This is a genomic window from Pseudomonas sp. ICBG1301, assembly GCF_016918385.1.
Lineage (GTDB): Bacteria > Pseudomonadota > Gammaproteobacteria > Pseudomonadales > Pseudomonadaceae > Aquipseudomonas > Aquipseudomonas palleroniana.
The window spans coordinates 126,039-148,677 of the sequence record NZ_JAEKGB010000014.1 but is presented as its reverse complement, the minus strand read 5'-3'; the positions used below and the strand labels follow the sequence as shown (position 1 = coordinate 148,677).

The following is a 22,639-nucleotide window of genomic DNA, read 5'->3' as shown; positions in this document are numbered from 1 at the left end:
AACTTCAACCACTTGCGCTTCCGATCTCTCGTTAGCGGGAGGCGAATTCTACAGCGTTACACGCTGCTGTCAACACCTCTTTTTCTCCGCTTTCGACCGAGAAGATCGAACCGTTGATAGAGCCAAATAACATCGCCCTATCAACTCCTTATGGGCTTCGATGAACTGAAGCTATTCGCTGCCTGAATCTTCGTAACTTCTTGTTTACCAAGGGGTTTTCAGTTTCGACTGCGCCGGAAGTGGGGCGAATTATAGGCAGATATAATTCGCCGTCAACCACTAATTTCAGCTTTATTCAGCCTTGAGCGTAATACGCGCAAATGCCTTCTTCCCTGCCTGACAGACATGGGTAGCACCGAGCTCGTATATAAAGGTGCGATCAACCACCTCACCATCTATACGCACACCGCCGGAACCCAGCAGATCACGTGCCACCGCCGAGTTCTTCACCAGGCCCGCCTTGTTAAGGACAGCCGCGATCGGCATTGCCTCTGCAGCAGCCAATTCAATCTCAGGCAGATCGTCCGGCAGCTCGCCATCCTTCATACGGTTACCCGCCGCACGGTGAGCACTGGCCGCAGCCTCTTCACCATGGAAACGCGCAACGATCTCTTCTGCCAACTTGATCTTGATGTCCCGCGGATTCGCACCCGCCTCTACATCGGCACGCAATGCGTTGATCTCATCCATCGAGCGGAAGCTCAACAACTCGAAGTAACGCCACATCAGCGCATCCGGAATAGACACCAGCTTGCCGTACATCACGCCGGGAGCTTCCTGGATACCCACGTAGTTACCCAAAGATTTGGACATCTTCTTGACGCCATCCAACCCTTCCAGCAAAGGCATAGTCAGAATGCATTGAGCCTCTTGCCCATACGCACGCTGCAGCTCGCGCCCCATCAGCAGGTTGAACTTCTGATCAGTACCGCCCAGCTCGACGTCCGCACGCAACGCCACCGAGTCATAACCCTGGACCAGCGGATACAGGAACTCGTGAATGGCAATCGGCTGATTGGTGGAGTAGCGCTTATCAAAGTCATCGCGCTCAAGCATGCGTGCGACAGTGTACTGAGAGGTCAGACGAATAAAGTCCGCCGGCCCCATCTGATCCATCCAGGTGGAGTTGAACGCCACCTCGGTCTTGGCCGGATCGAGAATCTTGAACACCTGTGTCTTATAGGTCTCGGCATTCTCGAGAACCTGCTCACGAGTCAGCGGCGGACGCGTTGCGCTCTTGCCGCTCGGATCACCGATCATCCCGGTGAAATCACCGATCAGAAAAATGACCTGATGCCCCAGCTCCTGGAACTGACGCAACTTGTTAATAAGCACGGTATGCCCCAAGTGCAGATCCGGTGCTGTCGGATCAAAGCCAGCCTTGATACGCAGGGGCTGGCCACGCTTGAGCTTTTCAATCAGCTCGGCCTCGACCAACAATTCTTCCGCACCACGTTTTATCAGCGCTAGCTGCTCTTCAACCGACTTCATAACAGACCCGCAAGGCTCGAATTCAAAAGGGAACCAACCATACAAGATCAGTGACTAATTACAAGTTTTGCCCTACGTACGGACACCACTCAGCAAGCCCAGCGTTCGCGAGCTTGCGCCACAGATGATTTGGTTATATTTTATACAGTTATTTCATCTTCATCATGTCATTCATCTTTTCCATTTCATCTTCAAAGTCAAAATTACTTATGACCAATGAACCGTCTAAAGCGCCGCCGCTTTACCCGAAGACCCACTTGCTCGCCGCAAGTGGCATCGCCGCTCTTCTCAGCCTGGCACTCCTGGTATTCCCTTCCAGTGACGTAGAAGCCAAACGAACATCCCTGAGCCTTGACCTGGAAAGCCCAGTTGAACAACTGACACAAGATCAAGACGCTTCCGACGCCCAACAAGCCACAAATGCACCAGTTGAATCACCCTTTGCACAGATAGAAAACACGCCTGAAGAGACTCAACAGGCCGAACAGGAGCCGCCTGCAGCCGCCCCTGCCAAGAACCCACTGCATCGCGAAGTGATCGTGGCGAAAGGCGACACACTATCAACCCTGTTCGAGAAGGTCGGCTTGCCCGCCGCCACCGTTAATGAGGTGTTGGCCAGCGATAAACAAGCCAAGCAATTCACCCAGCTCAAGCACGGCCAGAAGCTTGAGTTCGAAATGGCGCCAAACGGCCAACTGAACAACCTGCACAGCAGCACCAGCGACCTGGAAAGCATTGCCCTGACCCGGGGCGCCAAAGGCTTCACCTTCAACCGCATAACCGCCAAGCCCGTAATGCGCTCAGCCTACGTACACGGCGTAATCAATAGCTCCCTGTCTCAATCAGCCGCCCGCGCCGGCTTGTCCCACAGCATGACCATGGACATGGCCAAGGTGTTCGGCTACGACATCGACTTCGCCCAGGACATCCGCCAGGGTGACGAATTCGACGTGATCTACGAACAGAAAGTCGCCAACGGTAAAGTCGTCGGCACCGGCAACATTCTTTCCGCGCGCTTTACCAACCGCGGCAAGACCTACACCGCCGTTCGTTATACCAACAAACAGGGCAATAGCAGCTACTACACAGCCGACGGCAATAGCATGCGCAAGGCCTTCATTCGTACGCCCGTCGACTTCGCTCGTATTAGCTCGCGTTTCTCCATGGGTCGCAAGCATCCAATTCTGAACAAAATCCGCGCCCACAAAGGCGTCGATTACGCAGCCCCTCGCGGCACGCCTATCAAGGCCGCCGGTGACGGTAAAGTCCTGCTGGCCGGCCGTCGTGGCGGTTACGGCAACACCGTGATCATCCAGCACGGCAACACTTACCGCACCCTGTATGGTCATATGCAAGGTTTCGCCAAGGGCGTATCGACAGGCAGTAACGTGAAGCAGGGCCAGGTGATCGGTTATATCGGTACCACCGGCCTGTCGACTGGACCGCACTTGCACTATGAGTTTCAGGTCAACGGCGTTCACGTAGATCCGCTGGGCCAGAAGCTGCCAATGGCCGACCCAATCGCCAAGGCCGAGCGCGCACGCTTCCTGCAACAGAGCCAGCCGCTGATGGCGCGCATGGATCAGGAACGGTCCACCTTGCTGGCTTCGGCGAAGCGTTAAGGTATGTCGCTCTATATAGGCGTGATGTCCGGGACCAGTCTCGATGGCCTGGATATCGCCCTGATCGAACAAGACCCGACGATCAAATTGATCGCCAACCACTACATTCCCATGCCGGACACGCTGCGCGCCGAGCTTCTTGACCTGTGCGCCAGCGGCCCGGATGAGATAGCCCGCTCGGCCATTGCCCAGCAACACTGGGTGACACTGGCCGCTCAGGGCATCCACGCCTTGCTGGACCAGCAAAATCTCAAGCCTCAGGATATCCGCGCGATTGGCAGCCATGGCCAGACCATCCGCCATGAACCTGCACGGGGCTTCACCGTTCAGATCGGCAACCCCGCCCTGCTCACCGAGCTGACCGGTATCACCGTGGTCAGCGACTTTCGCAGCCGTGATGTAGCAGCCGGGGGCCAGGGCGCCCCCTTGGTACCCGCCTTTCATGAAGCGTTGTTCGGCGAGCAGACCGGTCAGCGCGCCGTATTGAATGTCGGCGGGTTCAGCAATCTCAGCCTGATTGAAACCGGTAAGCCCGTAGCGGGCTTCGACTGCGGCCCGGGCAACGTATTGCTGGACGCCTGGATTCATCAGCAACGCGGTGAGCACTTTGACCGCGACGGCCAATGGGCGGCCAGTGGCAAGGTCGAGCCGCAGTTGCTCAACGCGCTGCTCAGCGACCCCTTCTTCCAGACCAAAGGCCCGAAAAGTACCGGACGCGAAGTGTTCAACCTGAAATGGCTGCAACAGCATCTCGGTCAATTGCCTGCGTTCCAACCTCAGGATGTGCAAGCCACCCTGCTTGAGCTGACCGCCCTGACCGTCGTCGAATCTCTACAAGCGGCACAATCCGGGACGCAGACCCTGCTGATCTGCGGCGGCGGCGCCCATAACGCTACGCTGATGAAGCGATTGGCCGCACTGCTGCCCAACACCCAGGTCGATAGCACCGCTTCTTACGGTGTAAGCCCCGACTGGGTTGAGGCCATGGCCTTCGCTTGGCTGGCCCATTGCTGCCTCGAAGGCATCGCCGCCAACCGCCCGAGTGTCACCGGTGCACGCGGGCTTCGGGTCCTGGGCGCGATCTACCCCGCCTGACGACACTGAGAATCGCAGACAGCAAAACGCCGCTTGGCCAATCAAGGCCAAGCGGCGTTTTTTATGCGCTATCGATCAGATCGAGAACGAAGACCCGCAACCACAGGTAGTCGTGGCATTAGGGTTCTTGATCACAAAACGCGAACCTTCCAGACCTTCCTGATAATCCACCTCGGCACCTGCCAGGTATTGGAAGCTCATCGGGTCAACGACCAGGCTGACGCCCTCGCGCTCGACGATCGTATCGTCGTCGGCCACATCTTCATCGAAGGTAAAACCGTACTGAAACCCTGAACAACCGCCGCCCGTAACGAATACGCGCAGCTTCAAGCGATCATTACCCTCTTCATCGACCAGGCTCTTCACCTTGTGCGCAGCACCGTGGGTGAATTGCAAAGCCGTGGGGGTGAAGGATTCAACGCTCATGCTGATAATCTCCCGGCGTAGCGCCGCCCTATGCGTAATGGACGGCATTATCCGCTTCTCCTAGAAAAGCGGTCAACTATTGTTACGGTATATCAATCTGCTCAAGCGCCATTAAAAACACAAAAGGCCCGATCAACGGGCCTTTTGCACAGCGACAAAGCCGTCTTAAGGCAGCATGCCTGCGTGAGACAAGCCCAGCTTTTCATCCAGGCCAAACAGGATATTCATGTTCTGCACCGCCTGGCCCGACGCGCCCTTGACCAAGTTGTCGATCACCGACAGCACCACCACCAAGTCGCCATCCTGCGGACGGTGCACGGCAATACGGCATACATTGGCACCACGCACGCTGCGGGTTTCCGGGTGGCTGCCGGCGGGCATCACGTCGACGAACGGCTCGTTGGCGTAACGCTTTTCAAACAGCGCCTGCAGATCAACCGAGCGATCGACCACGGTGGCGTAGAGCGTGGAGTGAATACCACGGATCATCGGCGTCAGATGTGGCACGAAAGTCAGGCCCACATCCTTACCGGCAGCACGGCGCAGCCCTTGGCGGATTTCCGGCAGGTGGCGATGCCCTTTGACTGCGTAGGCTTTCATGCTTTCCGACGTCTCGGAGTACAGCGAACCTACTGCCGCGCCACGACCGGCGCCACTCACGCCCGACTTGCAGTCCGCGATCAAACGCGAAGCATCTGCCAGCCCGGCCTCCAGCAATGGCAGGAAACCCAGCTGGGTCGCAGTCGGATAGCAGCCCGGCACGGCAATCAGGCGCGCTTGTTTGATCTGCTCGCGATTGACTTCCGGCAGGCCATACACCGCCTCCTCCAGCAATTGCGGTGCGCCGTGCGGCTGGCCGTACCATTTGGCCCACTCATCGGCATCCTGCAGGCGGAAGTCTGCGGACAGGTCGATCACCTTGGTGCCGGCCGCCAGCAGTTCGCCAGCCAACGCATGGGCCACACCGTGGGGCGTGGCGAAAAACACCACATCACAGGCGCCCAGGGTCTTGATGTCCGGAACACTGAATGCCAGGCCGTCATAGTGGCCTCGCAGGTTCGGGTACATATCGGCCACGGCCAGCCCGGCCTCTGATCGGGAAGTGATGACGACCACCTCTGCCTGCGGATGCTGGGCCAACAGACGCAGCAATTCGACACCGGTGTAACCCGTGCCGCCGACGATACCGACCTTGACCATAAACCTGCCCTCAACGAACCCACTGGAAAGGCGTCGATAATAGGGGCCGTATCGTCCTGCGACAACCGCCAACGTGACGTACGGCCGCGTCAACCACTACTATCTTGGCTACCGTGAACCTGGGAATAATCAAAAATGCTTTATCTATGGGTCAAAGCCTTTCATATCGTCAGCATCGTCTGCTGGTTTGCCGGGCTGTTCTACCTCCCCCGCCTCTTCGTCTACCACGCTCAAAGTGAGGACACCGTCAGCAAGGAACGCTTCAGCGTGATGGAACGCAAGCTTTACCGCGGCATCATGGGGCCGGCGATGCTCGCCACATTGATATTCGGTATCTGGATGCTGGCGCTTAACCCCGGCATCTTTCAATCGGGTGCCTGGATCCACGCCAAGCTCACGCTCGTCGTACTGTTGATCGGCTACCACCACATGTGCGGCGCACAGGTGAAGCGTTTTGCCCGTGGCGAAAACACCCGCAGCCATGTCTTTTATCGCTGGTTCAATGAAGTGCCGGTTCTGATATTGCTGGCTATCGTAATTTTGGTCGTGGTCAAACCGTTCTAACTTCACATCACACGGGGTACCTCCAATGTCGCTGCCCGCTCTGCTTGAACAACGTCTGCGCTTGCCGGTAGTGGCTGCGCCGATGTTCCTGATTTCCAACCCGCAACTGGTCCTGGCGTGTTGCCGCAACGGGGTGGTCGGGAGCTTCCCGGCGCTCAACCAGCGCGAAAGCAGCGGCTTCAAGGCCTGGCTGGAGGAAATCGAAGCGGGCCTGGCACAGTTGGACAACCCCGCGCCATATGCCGTCAACCTGATCGTGCACAACAGCAACCCACGTCTGCAGGCCGACCTGGCGATCTGTATCGAACACAAGGTCCCCATCGTCATTACCAGCCTCGGCGCGGTGAAGGAACTGGTCGACGCCGTGCACAGCTATGGCGGACTGGTGTTTCACGACGTCACCACGCGGCGCCATGCCGAGAAAGCCGCAGAAGCGGGTGTTGACGGCCTGATCGCCGTGGCGGCCGGCGCCGGAGGCCATGCAGGCACCTGGAGCCCATTCTCGCTGATCGCTGAAATACGCCAGTTCTTCGATAAAACGCTGCTGCTGGCCGGCTGCCTGAATCATGGGCACGAGATCCTCGCCGCCCAGCTGTTGGGAGCCGACCTTGCGTATTTCGGCACGCGCTTTATCGGCACCACCGAAAGTCATGCGCCGGATGCCTATAAAGAGATGCTGCTCACATCGCGGGCCGCCGACATCGTGCACACTCCAGCAGTCTCCGGCGTACCCGCCAGCTTCATGCGCCAGAGCCTGGAAAACGCCGGCTTCGACCTCGCAGCCCTTCAAGGCAAGGCGCAAGTCAATTTCGGCTCCAAGCTCAAGCCGTTGAATGACGAGGCCAAAGCCTGGAAAACCGTATGGTCTGCCGGCCAAGGTGTCGGGGAAATCAATGATTTGCCCACTGTGGACGAACTCGTTGCTCGCCTGGATGCCGAATACCGCAAGGCCCGCGAGCAGGTGACACAGTTACGCTGGCCACGCTGATACAATTGCCGGACCGGCTGGCAGCAGCCGGCCTGCAACCCTCCCACTACAAATGACAAGGATGCCCGCATGAGCGACAACCGTTTCAAGATAGTGTTTGATGGAGCATTGCTCCCGGGTGTCGAAAGCACCACTGCCAAGCTGAACCTCGCCGAGCTGTTCAAGAGTGAAGTCGAGGCCATCGAGAAACTCTTCACCGGCCGCCCCGTTGCGCTGAAACGTGACCTGTCCCGCCCGGACGCAGAAGCCTATCTCAACGCACTGAAAAACGCCGGCGTCGACGCACGTATCGAAGCCGAACAGCCGGTAGCCTTCAGCCTGGCAGAAACCCACGAAACATCGTCCCACACCTCAGACTTCTCGCAACCAGCCGCCTCGCCCTATGCCCCACCGCGCGCAGCCGTAGGCGATGAGTTGCCGGAATACGCCCCCCTCAACGTGTTCACCATCCATGGACGTATCGGCCGCCTGCGGTACCTGGCCTGGACACTGGTGTTGACCGTTGCGATGCTCGTCGCCTCCGGCATCATCGCCACTGCCGGCTTTGCCGTGGCAACCGCTTCGCCGACCGCGGGTATCATTCTGGGCTCGCTGCTGGGCTTTGCGTTGTTCGTGGCCATGCTCTGGGTCAGCGTGCAAATCGCCGTGCAGCGGCTGCACGACCTGGGTTGGTCCGGCTGGTTATGGTTCCTCAACCTGGTCCCGCTGGTGAACAGCGTCTTCCCGATCTTGTTGCTGGTATTGCCGGGGAACGCTGGCGCCAACCAATACGGTGCGCCACCACCGCGCAACTCCACTGCGGTAAAAGTCCTGGCGACCTTGTGGCTGGCGTTTATTCCGGTGATGCTGGCTATCGTGGTTACGCTGGGTATGAACGGTTACCTGAATCAACTCGAAGCCAACATGGACAGCGGCTACGAAAACAGCTCGATCACCTCCGATGACGCTGCCGATCAGAGCGTTATCGTTGATGAAGAAGACGCGCAAAGTGCTGATGAAGCAGCCGAACCTGTAGACTCTCCAGAACAGTGAAGAAACGCCCGCCCGCCTGTGATGTCCCTGTCACAGGCTCGGCGGCGTTGCGATGGAGAAAGGCATGACCCGTTACGCTCTGATCACCGGCGCCTCCAGCGGCATCGGCCTGGCTTTGGCCGAAGCCCTGGCCCGGCGCGGCCGCAGCCTGATTCTGGTGGCCCGTCAGCGTGATCAGTTGGAAAGCATTGCAATCGAATTGACTCAACGCTTTGGCGTCGAGGTGCTGTTTCGTGCCTGTGACCTGGGCGAGCCCCTGCGTTTGTCCGGGTTCCTGCTGGAACTGGAAGAAGGCGAACGTCAGATCGACTTGCTGGTGAACTGCGCCGGCATCGGCACCAGCGGGCCATTTCTGGCCCAGGACTGGATGACCGAACAAGACCTGATCGAAGTCAACATCCTGGCCCTGACCCGCATGTGCCATGCCCTTGGCAACGCGATGGCCCTGCATGGGGGCGGGCAGATTCTCAACGTCGCCTCAGTCGCCGCCTTCCAGCCCGGCCCGTGGATGAGCAGCTACTACGCCAGTAAGGCTTATGTACTGCACTTTTCCGAAGGGTTGCGCGAAGAGTTGAAAACCTGCGGCATCAAAGTTTCAGTCTTGTGCCCCGGACCTACACGCACGGCGTTCTTCGGCACCGCGCAAATGGACGCCGCAAAGATCGACCGCAGCGGACAATTGATGAGCCCTGAGGAAGTGGCGCTCTATACCGTGCGAGCACTGGAAAAGAACAAAGCCATCATCATTCCCGGGCGACGCAACCGCTGGCTGGCCTTCAGCCCGCGTTTCAGCCCACGCTGGCTGACCCGCAAGATCGCCGGTGCGATCAACAAGGTCTATTGCCCGCGCTGACCGCCTGGGTACACTCACCCCGCACTTTCATAATGGAGAAACAGCTGTGGATACTCTGTTCACCAAGATCATCAACAGAGAAATACCCGCGAAGATCATCTACGAGGATGACCAGGTCCTCGCCTTCCACGACATCGCGCCTCAGGCACCCGTGCATTTCCTGGTAATCCCGAAGAAGCCGATCCGTACGCTCAATGACCTGACGGAAGAAGACAAGAGCCTGGCCGGCCATATCCTGTTCACTGCCCAGCGCCTGGCGGTAGAGCAAGGCTGCGAAAAAGGCTTTCGCGTGGTGATGAACTGCAATGAAGATGGCGGGCAGACCGTCTATCACATCCATATGCATGTACTCGGCCAGCGCCAGATGAACTGGCCACCGGGCTGATCAGCCTCGCGGTACAGGTCGCGGCCCAAGGCTGCGACCCCATGCCCCTGACTCAGCACAAACGCTTTGTCCTCTCTTGCGGTAAACTGGCCGCCGAGATTCTTCCCGGAGGTCAGCATGACTACCCAACGTCACTACTCGCCGATTGACCGTCTGTTGCTGCAAGCCGACATGGCCATGCGCACGCTGCTGCCATTCAGCGGCCAACCTTACCGTCCATCGCCCGCCATTGTGCAACCTGATGCGCAGATGAGCGAGACCGACACCCGCCACGTTGCCGGCCTGATGCGTATCAACCATACCGGTGAAGTGTGTGCCCAGGCGCTGTACCAGGGCCAGGCGCTGACCGCCAAGCTGCCGCAAGTACGCGCGGCGATGGAACATGCGGCCGAAGAAGAAATCGACCACCTGGCCTGGTGCGAACAGCGCATTCGCCAACTGGGCAGCCACCCCAGCGTACTCAACCCATTGTTCTACGGTTTGTCGTTCGGCATCGGCGCCGCTGCCGGCTTGATCAGCGACAAGGTCAGCCTGGGGTTTGTCGCAGCGACAGAACATCAGGTATGCAAACACCTGGATGAACACCTGGAGCAATTGCCGGCGGAGGACGAAAAGTCCCGGGCCATTCTTGAGCAAATGCGCATCGATGAAGAACACCACGCAGAAAGCGCACTGGATGCCGGCGGTTTCCGCTTCCCGGCGCCGGTGAGGTTCGGCATGAGCCTTTTGGCCAAGGTCATGACCAAAAGCACCTACCGCCTATAAGTACCTAGAGCCTGACCCACAAAAAAGGGCGCTATCGAGCGCCCTTTTTCTTTTGCGTGTCCCGTCAGCCCAGCTCGATGATTTCGTAGTCGTGGGTGATCGCCACACCGGCCGCGCCGAGCATGATCGACGCCGAGCAATACTTCTCGGCCGACAACTCGATGGCACGTTTGACCTGAGCCTCTTTCAGCGCTCGTCCCTTCACCACGAAATGCATATGGATCTTGGTAAACACCTTGGGATCTTCAGTGGCACGCTCGGCCTCCAGGAAGGCTTCGCAGCTCTCCACGGCCTGGCGGGATTTCTTCAGGATGCTGACCACGTCGAAATTGCTGCAACCGCCTACGCCGAGCAGGAGCATTTCCATCGGGCGTACACCCAGGTTACGGCCACCGGCCTCCGGCGGGCCGTCCATGACCACAACATGGCCACTGCCCGACTCACCGAGGAACATGGCTTCGCCCGCCCATTGGATGCGTGCCTTCATCATCCAGACTCCACTGCTAAAAAAGGGCCGTAAGCTTAGCACAGGGCCTCGAAACAGCAGCGCCCCGCATGAAAGCGATCAATGACAGCATTTGCCAGGCAAAATCATCAATCGAATCAGAATGCGTCTGGTAAGCTGGCGCCAATCCAATGGCGCATTGCCATCTTTTGTGCAGCGCGTATCTATGCCGACACCGCTGGATAAAAACAAATCCAATCACACCCTGCAGTTCTTTCGGGATACAACCATGGTTGCTCTTACTCCCACACCCAAGATCAAGAATCTCGACAAGTTGTTGATGCATTGCCAGCGCCGTCGCTATCCGGCCAAACACAACATCATCTGCGCAGGCGAACGCTCGGAAACGTTGTTCTTCATTGTGAAGGGCTCAGTCACCATCTTGATCGAGGATGACGACGGTCGCGAAATGATCATCGCGTACCTCAATACCGGGGATTTCTTTGGGGAACTCGGGCTGTTCGAACAGGCGGGTAAAGAGCAGAAACGCAGCGCGTGGGTGCGGACCAAGGTCGAATGTGAAGTGGCCGAGATCAGCTATACAAAATTCCGCGAACTGGCCCAGCATGACCCCGACATTCTGTACGCGCTGAGTGGTCAGATCGCCCAGCGCCTGCGTGACACCACGCGTAAAGTGGGCGACCTGGCATTCTTTGATGTCACCGGCCGCGTGGCTCGCTGCCTGCTTGAGCTGTGCAAACAGCCTGACGCGATGACCCACCCCGACGGCATGCAGATCAAGGTCACACGCCAGGAAATCGGGCGCATTGTCGGGTGTTCACGGGAAATGGTCGGTCGCGTGCTCAAGGACCTGGAAGAGCGCAACCTGGTGCACGTCAAAGGCAAGACAATGGTGGTGTTCGGTACCCGTTAACCCGGCAGGAAACTGGCCAACATTTGACGGTACAGCGCGTCCAGCCGAGCGATCGCATCCGGCGCGGGAAAAGCTTCGTGCAGGGCAATATGGCTGTCGGCACGCACCCGCTGGTCGAGACCGCAGGCTTGATTGAAGCGATTGACCGCCGCGATCAGTTCCTCACGGTCGTTATCCAGCAGCAATGCACCGTGCACCAACCCCACCGGGCGGCCAGCACTCTGTCGCCAGCGCTGGGCGGTGCCGACCATTTTGCGGCCGTTCAGATTGACGTTGTAGCGACCGTCACAAAACGCGCCGTCGATTTCACCGACAGAAGCATCGCCCCCCAACTCGCTGAGTAAATCGCAGATCGGCTGGCACAAACGCAAGTAACCGGTTTCGATACGATTCTGGTCACCTTCGCTGCGCGGCGGTGCATAGACCAGGGCGATATTGACCGTCGCACTCGACTGCGGCACCGGTTCTCCGCCGGTTTCACGCAGCAGTACCGGCCACCCGGCATCCGCTGAAACCTGGCTGGCGGTTGCGAAAGCCGGCAGCCGGCTCAAACGGCGCGGCATGACCAAGGCTTGATCGCTGGGCTGCCAAAACAACAGCCCGAACGCCTGCTCACCCGCACACACGGCCGCCAACAACGCCTGCTCGGCGGCAAGCCCTGCTTCAACGGTCATCCTTGCGGGCAGGGTCAACATCAGTCCAGGGTCGAACCGCTGATCGTCACGCCACGCTCCGGGAAGAACAGGCGTTGCAGCTCCGCCCCCGGGTTCTCGGCGCGCATGAATGTCTCGCCGACCAGGAACGAATACACGCCGCTGATTTCCATCAGTTCAACGTCAGCTCGGTTGACGATGCCGCTCTCGGTAACCACCAGGCGGTCCCGTGGAATGCGCGGCAACAGGTCGAGGGTGTTTTCCAGGCTGACTTCGAAGGTGTGCAGGTTACGGTTGTTGACCCCCACCAGCGGTGTGTCGAGGGTTTTCAGAGCGCGTTCCAGCTCGTCGCCATCGTGCACTTCAACCAACACATCCAGCCCGACGCTTTTGGCCACGGCGGCCAGCTCAGCCATCTTCACGTCATCCAGCGCGGAAACGATCAACAGCACACAGTCGGCGCCGAGGGCACGGGCTTCGACGATCTGGTAAGGGTCAACCATGAAATCCTTGCGGATCACCGGCAGCTTGCACGCGGCGCGCGCCTGCTGCAGATACAAGTCGCAACCCTGGAAGTAGTCGATATCGGTCAGCACAGACAGGCAAGTAGCGCCGCCCTTCTCATAGCTGCCGGCGATTTCCGCCGGCACGAAATGTTCGCGGATCACGCCTTTGCTTGGAGAAGCCTTCTTGATTTCGGCAATCACCGCCGGTTGCTTGAGCTTGGCCTGGGTGATCAAGGCATTGGCAAAACCACGCGGGGCATCGGCGACTTTCGCCTGAGCCTCAAGCTCCGCCAGGCTCACGCGCGCGCGGCGCTCGGCGACTTCTTCGGCTTTGCGCGCGAGGATTTTTTCCAGCACGGTCGAAACACTCATCCTTCATTCTCCATCTTGAACACTGCGGTGAATGCTCCCAGCTCTTCGAGCTTCTCGCGAGCCAGGCCGGTGTGCAACGCATCGTGGGCCAAAGCGACACCCTCTTTAAGACTATAGGCATGGTCCGCTGCGTAAAGTGCCGCGCCAGCATTCAGGACAATCATTTCCGCAGCTTTTTGGCCATTTTCAGTCTTGCGACGCCCCAAGGCATCACGAATCAGCTCCAGCGACGCCGCCGGGCTCTCAACCGAAAGGCCGTGCAGACTCTGGCTCTTCATGCCGAGATCTTCGGGCTCGACCCAATATTCGCTGACCTGGTCATTCTTCAGCTCCGCGACAAAGGTCGGTGCCGCCAGGCTGAACTCATCCAGGCCATCCTTGGAGTGCACCACCAGCACGTGCTTGCTGCCCAGACGCTGCAGCACTTCGGCCAACGGCCGGCACAGCGCCTGGCTGAATACGCCCACCACCTGATGTTTCACACCGGCCGGATTCGTAAGCGGGCCGAGCATGTTGAACAGGGTACGCAGGCCAAGATCCTTGCGCGGGCCGGCTGCGTGTTTCATCGCACCGTGATGGGACTGGGCGAACATGAAGCCAATGCCCACGCTGTCGATACAGCGCGCCACTTGCACCGGTGTCAGGTTCAGGTAGATCCCGGCCGCTTCCAGCAAATCGGCACTGCCGCTCTTGCCGGAAACCGCACGGTTGCCGTGCTTGGCCACGGTGCAGCCGGCGGCGGCGACGACAAAGGATGAAGCCGTCGACACGTTGAAGATATTGGCGCCGTCACCGCCGGTGCCTACCACGTCGACCACACCGTCGAGGGTATTGAGTTCGACCTTGTCCGCCAGCTCACGCATGACCGACACGGCGCCCACGATTTCGTCGATGCTCTCGCTCTTCATGCGCATCGCCATCATGAAAGCGCCGATCTGCGCATCGGTGCATTGACCGGTCATGATTTCGCGCATCACATCGCTCATTTCAGCGGTGCTCAGGTCCAGATGGCCGACGATACGGCTCAGGGCAGTCTTGATATCCATGGAAAGTCCTTAGCGCGTGCCGCCGCTCTGCTTGAGAAAGTTGGCGAACAGCTCGTAGCCCTGCTCGGTCAGGATTGATTCGGGGTGAAACTGCACCCCTTCGATGTTCAGCGTCTTGTGGCGCAGGCCCATGATCTCGTCGACCGAGCCGTCTTCCAACTGGGTCCAGGCGGTCAACTCCAGGCATTCGGGCAGCGTCTCGCTCTTGACCACCAGCGAGTGGTAACGGGTCACGGTCACCGGCAAGTTAAGCCCGTGGAACACCCCCAGGTTCTTATGGAACACCGGGCTGGTCTTGCCGTGCATCACCTGGCGCGCACGCACTACGTCACCGCCAAACGCCTGGCCGATGGACTGATGGCCCAGGCATACGCCCAAAATCGGCAATTTGCCGGCGAAGTACTTGATCGCTTCCAGGGAGACGCCGGCTTCGGTCGGCGTGCAGGGCCCCGGCGAAACCACAATGCGTTCCGGATTCAAGGCGGCGATTTCGGCCACGGTCAGTTCATCGTTGCGCACCACTTTGACCTCGGCGCCGAGTTCCCCCAGGTACTGCACAACGTTGTAGGTAAAGGAGTCGTAGTTATCAATCATCAGCAACATGTGGGTTCAAACCTCTTGAATTCACTGATTTCGAATGACCGCCTTCCAAAAGAGTGTCCCGCTGCCAGACGCACGTTCCGGTTGCCGGGGTGAGCGGGCAAGGGCGTCAAACAGAGGGTGCAGAAGGCAAATCGGTACAGGTCCGGCCAGGCCGGCAGAGAAAAATGTCAGGCGCGCCAACGCCAACGGGCGTGTGCCTTGACTACTCGCATCAAGAGTTTGCTGATGATCAACACGGGGAGGGTCTCATTCATACGTTCTGGCACAGTAACGTAGCCTCGCCAGCGGTGCAATATGGAGCAACGAATACGGGGGCGTCACCACCGCCTCTTTGTAGGAAAAAACCGTAATCGTCGAAGAAAAGCCGGAAAACATTGCTAGTGTTTCACCTGCGATACAAAAACAACTAAATGGAATTTTGCATGTTCAGACCGACTTTCTTCGCTCCATTGGCCGGCTGCCTCCTGTCACTGGCCTGCGCGCAGGCATTTGCAGCCTCCTCTCCCTACTCAACCATGGTGGTTTTTGGCGACAGCCTCGCCGACGCCGGCCAGTTCCCCGATGGCAACGCCGGCGCCACCTTGCGCTTTACCAACCGCACCGGGCCGACGTTCCAGGGCGGCTACGGCCTGGTTTCATCGACCTTATTGGGTACCAGGCTGGGTGTCGCGCCCAATGACCTGAATGCCTCCACCTCACCGGTTCGTGCAGCACAAGGTCTGCCTGACGGGAACAACTGGGCGGTCGGCGGCTACCGTACCGACAATATTCTGGATTCCATCACCTCCGTCTCCAACGCGGCGATTCCACCCGGCAACGCCGGTGGCGGTACCGTACTGCGCAGCCGCCAGGGTTATCTACCGGCCAACGGCGGGCGAGCCGACCCCAATGCGCTGTATTTCCTCTCCGGGGGCGGCAATGACTTTTTGCAAGGCCGTGTACTCAGCCCCGGCCAAGCCGTTGCCGCAGGCGGGCGTCTGGCCGACAGCGCACAAGCTCTGCAACAAGCGGGGGCGCGCTACATCATGGTGTGGATGTTGCCCGACCTGGGGCTGACACCGGCGATTAACGGTACGCCGGCACAAGGGGCGAGTACTGCCCTGAGTAACCTTTTCAACCAGGCGCTGGTCCAGCGCCTGTCGCAGATCGACGCCCAGATCATCCCGCTGAACATCCCGTTGCTGTTGAAGGAAACCTTCGCCGACCCTGCCCGCTTCGGCCTGGCCACCGGACAAAACCTCACGGGCACCTGCTTCACCGACCCCAGCTGCGCCAACCCGACCTATGGGCTTGGCGGCACCAACCCCGATCCGACCAAGCTGATCTACAACGATTCGGTACACCCCACCATCACTGGGCAACAGCTGATCGCCGACTACGCCTATTCGCTGCTCGCGGCGCCATGGGAATTGAGCCTGCTGCCGGAGATGGCCCAAGGCACCCTGCGTGCGCACCAGGATGAACTGCGCAATCAGTGGCAGGCCGACAACGGCCACTGGCAGGCGGTGGGCCAATGGCGGGCGATTGTGGCGGGGGGAGGCCAGCACTTGGACTTCGATCGTCAAGGCAGCTCGGCCAGCGGTGACGGCAATGGCTACAACGTGAATGTCGGCGGCAGCTACCGGCTCAACGAGAGCTGGCGTGTAGGCGTTGCAGCCGGGTTGTATCGACAGACTCTCGAAGCCGGCGCCCGCGATTCGGACTACAAACTCAACAGCTACATGGGCAGTGCTTTCGCGCAATACCAGCAAAACCACTGGTGGGCCGATGCCGCACTGACCGGCGGCAAGCTGGACTTCGACAGTCTCAAGCGCAAGTTCGCCCTGGGCGTCAGCGAAGGCTCGGAGAAAGGTGACACCGACGGCTGGCTATGGGCCTTGAGCGGCCGCGCAGGCTATGACATCGCCGCTCCAGGCAGCGACTGGCACCTGTCGCCCTTTGTCAGCGCCGATTACTCGCGGGTCGAAGTAGAGGGTTACTCGGAAAAAGACAGCCGCTCCACCGCACTGACCTTCGCCGATCAACAACGCGACTCCAAACGCCTCGGCGTCGGCCTGCAGGGCAGCTACCGCGTGACGCCGCAAACCCAGGTATTTGGCGAGGTCGCCCACGAGCACGAGTTCGAAAACGACACCCAGAAGGTGAAGATTTCACTCAACAGCGTGCCGGGCATCGACTTCAAACTGGATGGCTACACGCCCCGCAGCAACTCGGACCGCTTGAGCCTGGGAGTCAGCCACAAGCTGACACAAGAGCTGGCGCTGAGGGCTGCGTATAACGTAAGAAAGGATGACAACCTGACCCAGCAAGGGGTGAGTGTGGGGGTGAGCCTGGACTTCTGATCAAGTCTTGAAATGGCGCAAAACCAAAGTGGGAGGGGGCTTGCTCCCGATTGCGGTGGATCAGCCAGCTCATTGGCAACTGACACTCTGCAATCGGGAGCAAGCCCCCTCCCACACTTTGATCTACAGCTGGCTTCACCCCTGCGGGGTTTGCTCAGCCAACGCCACCGCGCGGAACATGGCGCGGCGCTTGTTCAGGGTTTCTTCCCATTCAAGGGCCGGCACCGAGTCAGCCACAATGCCGCCACCGGCCTGCACATGCAGCTCACCGTCCTTGATCACCGCGGTGCGGATCGCGATGGCGGTGTCCATGTTCCCGTTCCAGGCGAAATAGCCCACCGCGCCGCCGTAGACGCCGCGCTTGACGGGCTCCAGCTCATCGATGATTTCCATCGCACGAATCTTCGGCGCACCCGACAAAGTGCCCGCCGGCAAAATCGCCCGAAGCGCGTCCATCGCGGTCAAACCGGCCTTCAACTCGCCGGTCACGTTGGAGACGATGTGCATGACGTTGGAATAGCGCTCGATCACCATCTTCTCAGTGAGTTTCACCGAGCCGATTTCCGAGACACGCCCGGTATCGTTGCGGCCCAGATCGATCAGCATCAAGTGCTCGGCGATTTCCTTGTCGTCGCTCAGCAGGTCTTCTTCCAGCGCCAGATCCGCCTCTTCGGTCGCGCCACGCGGGCGAGTACCGGCGATCGGGCGCACGGTGATCAGGTTGTCCTCGACACGCACCAGCACTTCCGGCGAGCTGCCCACCACGTGGAAGTCGCCAAAGTTGAAGAAATACATGTAGGGCGTCGGGTTGAAACAACGCAGCGCACGGTACAGATCAATCGGCGCCGCCTTGAAGTCGATGGACATACGTTGCGACGGCACGACTTGCATGCAATCACCGGCGAGGATGTATTCCTTGATGGTGTCGACTGCGCGCTCGTAGTCATCCTGGGTAAAACTGGAGCGGAATACCGGGTCAGCGGCAGGCGGACGGCTGAGGTCCAGCCCGCGCCGCGGAGTGATCGGCTGGCGCAGTTTATCCAGCAGGGCTTCGAGACTGGCCTGGCCTTGTTCGAACGCGTCCGCCTGGGACGGGTCGGCCAACACGATCGCATGCATCTTGCCGGCGAGGTTGTCGAACACCACCACGGCATCGGAGACCATCAGCAGAATGTCCGGCACGCCCAATGGGTCGGGGTTCGGGCATTTGCCCAGACGTTTTTCCACGTAGCGCACGCAGTCGTAGCCGAAGTAACCCACCAGGCCGCCGTTGAAACGCGGCAGGCCGGGAATGGTCGGTACGTTGTAGCGCGCCTTGAAGGTCTCGACGAAGGCCAGCGGGTCTTCCACATCATGGCTTTCGATCTCGACGCCATCATGCGTGATACTCACCCGATGGTCGTGTACCCGCAGCACGGTACGGCACGGCAGGCCGATGATCGAGTAACGGCCCCATTTCTCACCGCCCTGTACCGATTCCAGCAGATAGGAATTGGGCTGGTCGGCCAGTTTCAAGTAGATCGACAGCGGCGTATCGAAGTCGGCCAGGGTTTCGCAGGCCATGGGAATACGGTTATAGCCGGCAGCGGCCAAACGCAGGAATTCTTCGCGGATCATGAGGTGCCTCGTGGCTTGAGGGTCAAACGGTCAGATAGGCAAACGTGCCGCAGCGCGGCCAGGATCAGTCAGGCGCGCCAACGCCAGCGGGCCAGGGCCTTGATGACTTTCATCCAGAGTTTGCGAGTGACCACCACGATGGAATTTCCAGAAGGGTTTGAATCGACGTCGGGCAACGTTATCTCAGCGCCCGCTCCCAAGCAACCGGGGATTAACTGGCGCAGGTCATCAATCACCAGCGCCGGCGACTCTTCGGCAATCGGCCGGCCATGGTTATAGCCGTAGCTCAGGGCCACGCACTGCACCCCCGCCGCTTTCGCCGCCAGCACATCACTGCGCGAATCGCCGACGAACAACGACTGGGACGCGGGGATGTTGGCCATTTTCATCACGAAGAACAGCGCCGCCGGGTCAGGTTTCTTCTGCGGCAGGGTATCGCCGCCGATGATCCAGCGGAAATAGCGGCCGATCTTCATCTCGTCCAGCAACGGCGCGACGAAACGCTCCGGCTTGTTGGTGATCAGCGCCATTTCCACACCCTGCTTGCTCAGCCACTTGAGGGTGTCGCGCACGCCTGGGTAAACCACGGTCAGTTCGTGGCTGCTCTCATAGGCGGCGTTAAACAGCTCCAAGGCGTGTTCGGCCTCGACATCGTCCACACCGTCGGCGTCGAGATGATTGGCCAGGGCCCGGCGCACCAGCATCTGTGCACCGTTACCCACCCATTCGCGCACCGACTCAATGCCCGCCGGCTTACGCCCCAGCTTGAGCAGCATCTCGTCCACCGCCGCCGCCAGGTCAGGCACCGAGTCGATCAAGGTACCGTCCAGATCGAACATCACCAGCCGTGGCAGTTTGCCGGGGAACAGCCGCTCAAAGCCGCTCATGGACGCGCCAGCGCCAGTTCGGCACGCATCTTGTCGATGACTTCCTGGTAGTCCGGGGCGTTGAAGATCGCCGAGCCGGCCACAAAGGTATCGGCACCTGCGGCAGCGATTTCGCGGATATTGTTGACGTTGACCCCACCGTCGATTTCCAGGCGGATATCACGGCCGGACGCATCGATCAGCGCACGGGCTTCGCGCAGCTTGTTCAGCGTGCCGGGAATGAACTTCTGCCCGCCAAAGCCTGGGTTGACGCTCATCATCAAGATCATGTCGACCTTGTCCATCACATACTCGAGCACGCTCAGCGGGGTGGCCGGGTTGAACACCAGGCCGGCCTTGCAGCCGCCTTCGCGGATCAGTTGCAGGGTACGGTCGACGTGCAGCGAGGCTTCCGGATGGAAGGTAATGTAGGTCGCGCCGGCCTCGACGAAGTCGCCGATGATGCGATCCACCGGGCTGACCATCAGGTGCGCATCGATCGGCGCGGTGATGCCGTACTTGCGCAACGCCGCGCAGACCATCGGCCCGATAGTCAGGTTGGGTACGTAGTGGTTGTCCATGACATCGAAGTGCACGAAGTCCGCACCGGCGGCCAATACCTTGTCCACTTCCTCACCCAGGCGGGCGAAGTCGGCGGAGAGAATCGATGGAGCAATGACGAAGGGCTGCATGACGCACCTTTTTGAGCTAAATCACGATGGCGCGCATTGTATACCTCATGCTTTGCCGCGCGCACCGTGACCTGGCTCAATGGCTAGTACGCCGCGCGGTAGATTTTCTCGATATCCGCTGTGCTGAGCTGGCGCGGGTTATTGCGCATCAGGCGTTCAATGCCTGCAGCTTCGGCAGCCATGGCCGGAATTGCGTCTTCGGGAATCCCGAAGCTGCGCAGGCCCGTGGGGATTTCCACGGCCGCGCACAGCCGCGTCATCGCCGCGACGGCCTGATCGGCCGCGTCAACCAGACTCAAGCCGGTGACATTCACGCCCATGGCCTCGGCGATGTCGCGCATGCGTTCGACACACGCCAGCTTGTTCCACTGCATCACATAGGGCAGCAACAGGGAGTTGCTCACGCCATGCCCGATATGAAAACGACCGCCCAACGGATACGCCAATGCATGCACGGCGCCCACCCCGGCGTTACCGAACGCCATGCCCGCCATCAGGCTGGCGGTGGCCATGTCGTCACGGGCCTGCAGATGCCCCGGGTTGGCGTACGCCTTGGGCAATGCGTTGGCTATCAACTTGACCGCGCCTATCGCCAGGGCATCGGTAATCGGCGACGCATTCAGCGACAGGTAGGCTTCAATGGCATGCACCAACGCATCCACACCGCTGGCGGCTGTCACGCTGCGCGGGCACGTGAGGGTCATTTGCGGGCTCATCAGTGCAACATCCGGCAGCAAGTAATCGCTGACGATGCCTTTTTTCAATTGCGCGACCTTGTCGGAAAGGATCGCCACATTGGTCACCTCCGAGCCGGTACCGGCCGTGGTCGGTATGGCGATCAACGGCGGCCCCTTGCGTGGCACCTGGTCGATGCCGAACAGATCGGCCAGCGCACCGTGGTAGCCGGCATACGCGCCGACGCATTTGGCGATATCGATGGAACTGCCCCCGCCGACACCAATCAAGCCATCATGCCCGCCGTCGCGGTAGGCCTGCATACAGTCTTCGACGATGGCGATTTCCGGGTCGGGCTGCACCCGGTCGAAGATTTCATAGTCGCGCTCGCCCAAATGCTCGAGCGCCAGCGCCACGGTGCCGGACTTGACCAACGCCGCATCGGTGACGATCAGCGGGTTATCCACATCCAGGCGTGTGAGTTCGGCGGCCAGTTGCTCGATGGCACCTGCGCCGGTGAGCAACTTGTGGGCGATCTTGAATGAGGAAGTACTCATGTGCGCGGCCTCTTATTGAAGGATGGGCTGGCACAAGAGTAGCTCTCTATACGGGGTTGTCAGCCATTCAGCAGCTGAATGGTCATCATACCTGCGCAGTGCGCAGCTTCTCGCTACGCCCGCGCAACCATTCCAGAGTGAGCAACAGCAGCACCGAGAAGGCAATCAGCAAGGTGGCGGCAGCGGCAATGGTCGGGCTGAGGTTCTCGCGGATGCCGCTGAACATCTGGCGCGGCAGGGTCGCTTGCTCGGGGCCGGCGAGGAACAGCGTCACCACCACTTCATCGAACGAGGTGGCAAAGGCAAACAGCGCCCCGGAAATCACCCCCGGCGCGATCAACGGCAAGGTCACCCGGCGAAACGCGATCAATGGCGAAGCGCCCAGGCTCGCCGCCGCCCGCACCAGGTTATGGTTGAAACCCTGCAAGGTCGCCGACACGGTAATGATCACAAACGGCACACCCAGCACCGCATGCACAACGATCAGCGAGAAGAAGCTGTTGCCCAGGCCCAGTGGCGCAAAAAACAGGTAACTCGCCACGCCGATAATCACCACCGGCACCACCATCGGCGAAATCACCAGGGCCATCACCAGCGCCTTGCCGGGGAAATTGCCGCGCGTGAGGCCTATCGCGGCCAATGTGCCGAACACCATGGCCAGCACCGTGGCGGCCGGCGCGACGATGATGCTGTTCTTCAACGCACGCATCCATTCGGCCGAGGCGAAGAAATCCTGGTACCAATGCAGCGAAAAACCTTGCAGCGGGTACACCAGGAAACTGCCGCTATTGAACGACAGCGGGATGATCACCAGCACAGGTAATATCAGGAACAACAGGATCAAGCCGCACAGGATCCGCAGGCTGTAGAACCACAGGCGTTCGACGGGCGACATATAAGGGCTCAGCAT

23 protein-coding genes are annotated in these 22,639 nt (G+C 59.7%); 10 read left to right on the top strand and 13 right to left on the bottom strand.

All coding sequences use genetic code 11. The features are described 5' to 3' along the window. Nucleotides 1-291: 291 nt before the first annotated feature. Nucleotides 292-1,491 (bottom strand): tyrosine--tRNA ligase, encoded by a 1,200-nt coding sequence (gene tyrS, locus JBE38_RS25600; protein WP_205345425.1) that lies wholly within the window; start codon nt 1,489-1,491, stop codon nt 292-294. Between the two features lie 209 nt (nt 1,492-1,700). Here tyrS and JBE38_RS25595 point away from each other — a divergent pair, with 209 nt between their 5' ends. Both JBE38_RS25595 and JBE38_RS25590 read left to right on the top strand, forming a co-directional pair. Then, entirely contained in the window at nt 1,701-3,113 is a 1,413-nt protein-coding gene (locus tag JBE38_RS25595; RefSeq protein ID WP_205345424.1) for a peptidoglycan DD-metalloendopeptidase family protein, read from the top strand. Between the two features lie 3 nt (nt 3,114-3,116). Further along, entirely contained in the window at nt 3,117-4,208 is a 1,092-nt protein-coding gene (locus JBE38_RS25590; protein WP_205345423.1) for an anhydro-N-acetylmuramic acid kinase, read from the top strand. A gap of 75 nt (nt 4,209-4,283) precedes the next feature. On the opposite strand, the gene erpA is transcribed toward JBE38_RS25590, so the two are convergent. Both erpA and argC read right to left on the bottom strand, forming a co-directional pair. Continuing rightward, a complete protein-coding gene (erpA, locus tag JBE38_RS25585; protein WP_003176443.1) occupies nt 4,284-4,634 on the bottom strand; it encodes an iron-sulfur cluster insertion protein ErpA in 351 nt (116 codons plus the stop codon). A 165-nt stretch (nt 4,635-4,799) separates the two neighbouring features. Beyond that, entirely contained in the window at nt 4,800-5,834 is a 1,035-nt protein-coding gene (gene argC, locus JBE38_RS25580) for an N-acetyl-gamma-glutamyl-phosphate reductase (RefSeq protein ID WP_003210935.1), read from the bottom strand. Between the two features lie 135 nt (nt 5,835-5,969). On the opposite strand from argC, the gene hemJ reads away from it, so the two are divergent. The 6 genes from hemJ (at nt 5,970) to coq7 (ending at nt 10,421) form a co-directional block, all read left to right on the top strand. Then, nucleotides 5,970-6,398, top strand: coding sequence for a protoporphyrinogen oxidase HemJ (gene hemJ / locus JBE38_RS25575; RefSeq protein ID WP_060757307.1), 429 nt, complete (start codon nt 5,970-5,972; stop codon nt 6,396-6,398). Between the two features lie 25 nt (nt 6,399-6,423). After that, nucleotides 6,424-7,386 carry an NAD(P)H-dependent flavin oxidoreductase gene (locus tag JBE38_RS25570; protein WP_060757306.1) on the top strand — a complete coding sequence of 321 codons (963 nt, stop codon included), beginning with the start codon at nt 6,424-6,426 and terminating at the stop codon, nt 7,384-7,386. Nucleotides 7,387-7,455: 69 nt separating this feature from the next. Continuing rightward, nucleotides 7,456-8,418 carry a DUF805 domain-containing protein gene (locus JBE38_RS25565; protein ID WP_205345422.1) on the top strand — a complete coding sequence of 321 codons (963 nt, stop codon included), beginning with the start codon at nt 7,456-7,458 and terminating at the stop codon, nt 8,416-8,418. A 64-nt stretch (nt 8,419-8,482) separates the two neighbouring features. Beyond that, nucleotides 8,483-9,271, top strand: a complete 789-nt coding sequence (locus JBE38_RS25560; protein ID WP_205345421.1) for an SDR family NAD(P)-dependent oxidoreductase — start codon at nt 8,483-8,485, stop codon at nt 9,269-9,271. A 46-nt stretch (nt 9,272-9,317) separates the two neighbouring features. Then, on the top strand, nt 9,318-9,656 hold the full coding sequence (locus JBE38_RS25555) for a histidine triad nucleotide-binding protein (RefSeq protein WP_060757303.1): 339 nt from the start codon (nt 9,318-9,320) through the stop codon (nt 9,654-9,656). 117 nt (nt 9,657-9,773) lie between these two features. Then, entirely contained in the window at nt 9,774-10,421 is a 648-nt protein-coding gene (coq7, locus tag JBE38_RS25550; protein ID WP_123717337.1) for a 2-polyprenyl-3-methyl-6-methoxy-1,4-benzoquinone monooxygenase, read from the top strand. Between the two features lie 64 nt (nt 10,422-10,485). Here the strand turns inward: coq7 and JBE38_RS25545 are convergent, their stop codons facing one another. Continuing rightward, nucleotides 10,486-10,908 carry an OsmC family protein gene (locus JBE38_RS25545; protein WP_005792019.1) on the bottom strand — a complete coding sequence of 141 codons (423 nt, stop codon included), beginning with the start codon at nt 10,906-10,908 and terminating at the stop codon, nt 10,486-10,488. 247 nt (nt 10,909-11,155) lie between these two features. On the opposite strand from JBE38_RS25545, the gene crp reads away from it, so the two are divergent. After that, nucleotides 11,156-11,800, top strand: a complete 645-nt coding sequence (crp, locus tag JBE38_RS25540; RefSeq protein WP_060757312.1) for a cAMP-activated global transcriptional regulator CRP — start codon at nt 11,156-11,158, stop codon at nt 11,798-11,800. On the opposite strand, the gene JBE38_RS25535 is transcribed toward crp, so the two are convergent. The 4 genes from JBE38_RS25535 to JBE38_RS25520 are packed head-to-tail and all read right to left on the bottom strand — an operon-like array spanning nt 11,797 to nt 14,980. After that, complete coding sequence (locus tag JBE38_RS25535; protein ID WP_205345420.1) at nt 11,797-12,495, bottom strand: lipoate--protein ligase family protein; 699 nt, start codon at nt 12,493-12,495, stop codon at nt 11,797-11,799. The genes crp and JBE38_RS25535 overlap by 4 nt on opposite strands. Beyond that, the gene (gene trpC, locus JBE38_RS25530; RefSeq protein ID WP_205345419.1) at nt 12,495-13,331 is read right to left on the bottom strand and encodes an indole-3-glycerol phosphate synthase TrpC; all 837 of its coding nucleotides are present in this window, start codon (nt 13,329-13,331) and stop codon (nt 12,495-12,497) included. The genes JBE38_RS25535 and trpC overlap by 1 nt, the downstream gene beginning before the upstream one ends. Continuing rightward, complete coding sequence (gene trpD, locus JBE38_RS25525; RefSeq protein WP_060757299.1) at nt 13,328-14,377, bottom strand: anthranilate phosphoribosyltransferase; 1,050 nt, start codon at nt 14,375-14,377, stop codon at nt 13,328-13,330. The genes trpC and trpD overlap by 4 nt, the downstream gene beginning before the upstream one ends. Before the next feature lie 9 nt (nt 14,378-14,386). Beyond that, on the bottom strand, nt 14,387-14,980 hold the full coding sequence (locus tag JBE38_RS25520; RefSeq protein WP_205345418.1) for an aminodeoxychorismate/anthranilate synthase component II: 594 nt from the start codon (nt 14,978-14,980) through the stop codon (nt 14,387-14,389). 422 nt (nt 14,981-15,402) lie between these two features. Here JBE38_RS25520 and estP point away from each other — a divergent pair, with 422 nt between their 5' ends. Further along, entirely contained in the window at nt 15,403-17,322 is a 1,920-nt protein-coding gene (gene estP, locus JBE38_RS25515; protein ID WP_205345417.1) for an esterase EstP, read from the top strand. A 135-nt stretch (nt 17,323-17,457) separates the two neighbouring features. On the opposite strand, the gene trpE is transcribed toward estP, so the two are convergent. The 5 genes from trpE to JBE38_RS25490 form a co-directional block, all read right to left on the bottom strand. Next, nucleotides 17,458-18,939, bottom strand: coding sequence for an anthranilate synthase component I (gene trpE, locus JBE38_RS25510; RefSeq protein ID WP_060757296.1), 1,482 nt, complete (start codon nt 18,937-18,939; stop codon nt 17,458-17,460). A 68-nt stretch (nt 18,940-19,007) separates the two neighbouring features. Beyond that, a complete protein-coding gene (locus JBE38_RS25505; RefSeq protein ID WP_205345416.1) occupies nt 19,008-19,826 on the bottom strand; it encodes a phosphoglycolate phosphatase in 819 nt (272 codons plus the stop codon). Continuing rightward, nucleotides 19,823-20,497: a ribulose-phosphate 3-epimerase gene (rpe, locus tag JBE38_RS25500; RefSeq protein WP_205345415.1), complete on the bottom strand. Its 675-nt coding sequence runs from the start codon at nt 20,495-20,497 to the stop codon at nt 19,823-19,825. Before rpe ends, JBE38_RS25505 begins: the two co-directional genes overlap by 4 nt. An 83-nt stretch (nt 20,498-20,580) precedes the next feature. Then, entirely contained in the window at nt 20,581-21,729 is a 1,149-nt protein-coding gene (locus tag JBE38_RS25495) for an iron-containing alcohol dehydrogenase (protein ID WP_060757294.1), read from the bottom strand. 85 nt (nt 21,730-21,814) lie between these two features. Beyond that, a complete protein-coding gene (locus JBE38_RS25490) occupies nt 21,815-22,639 on the bottom strand; it encodes an ABC transporter permease (protein WP_060757293.1) in 825 nt (274 codons plus the stop codon).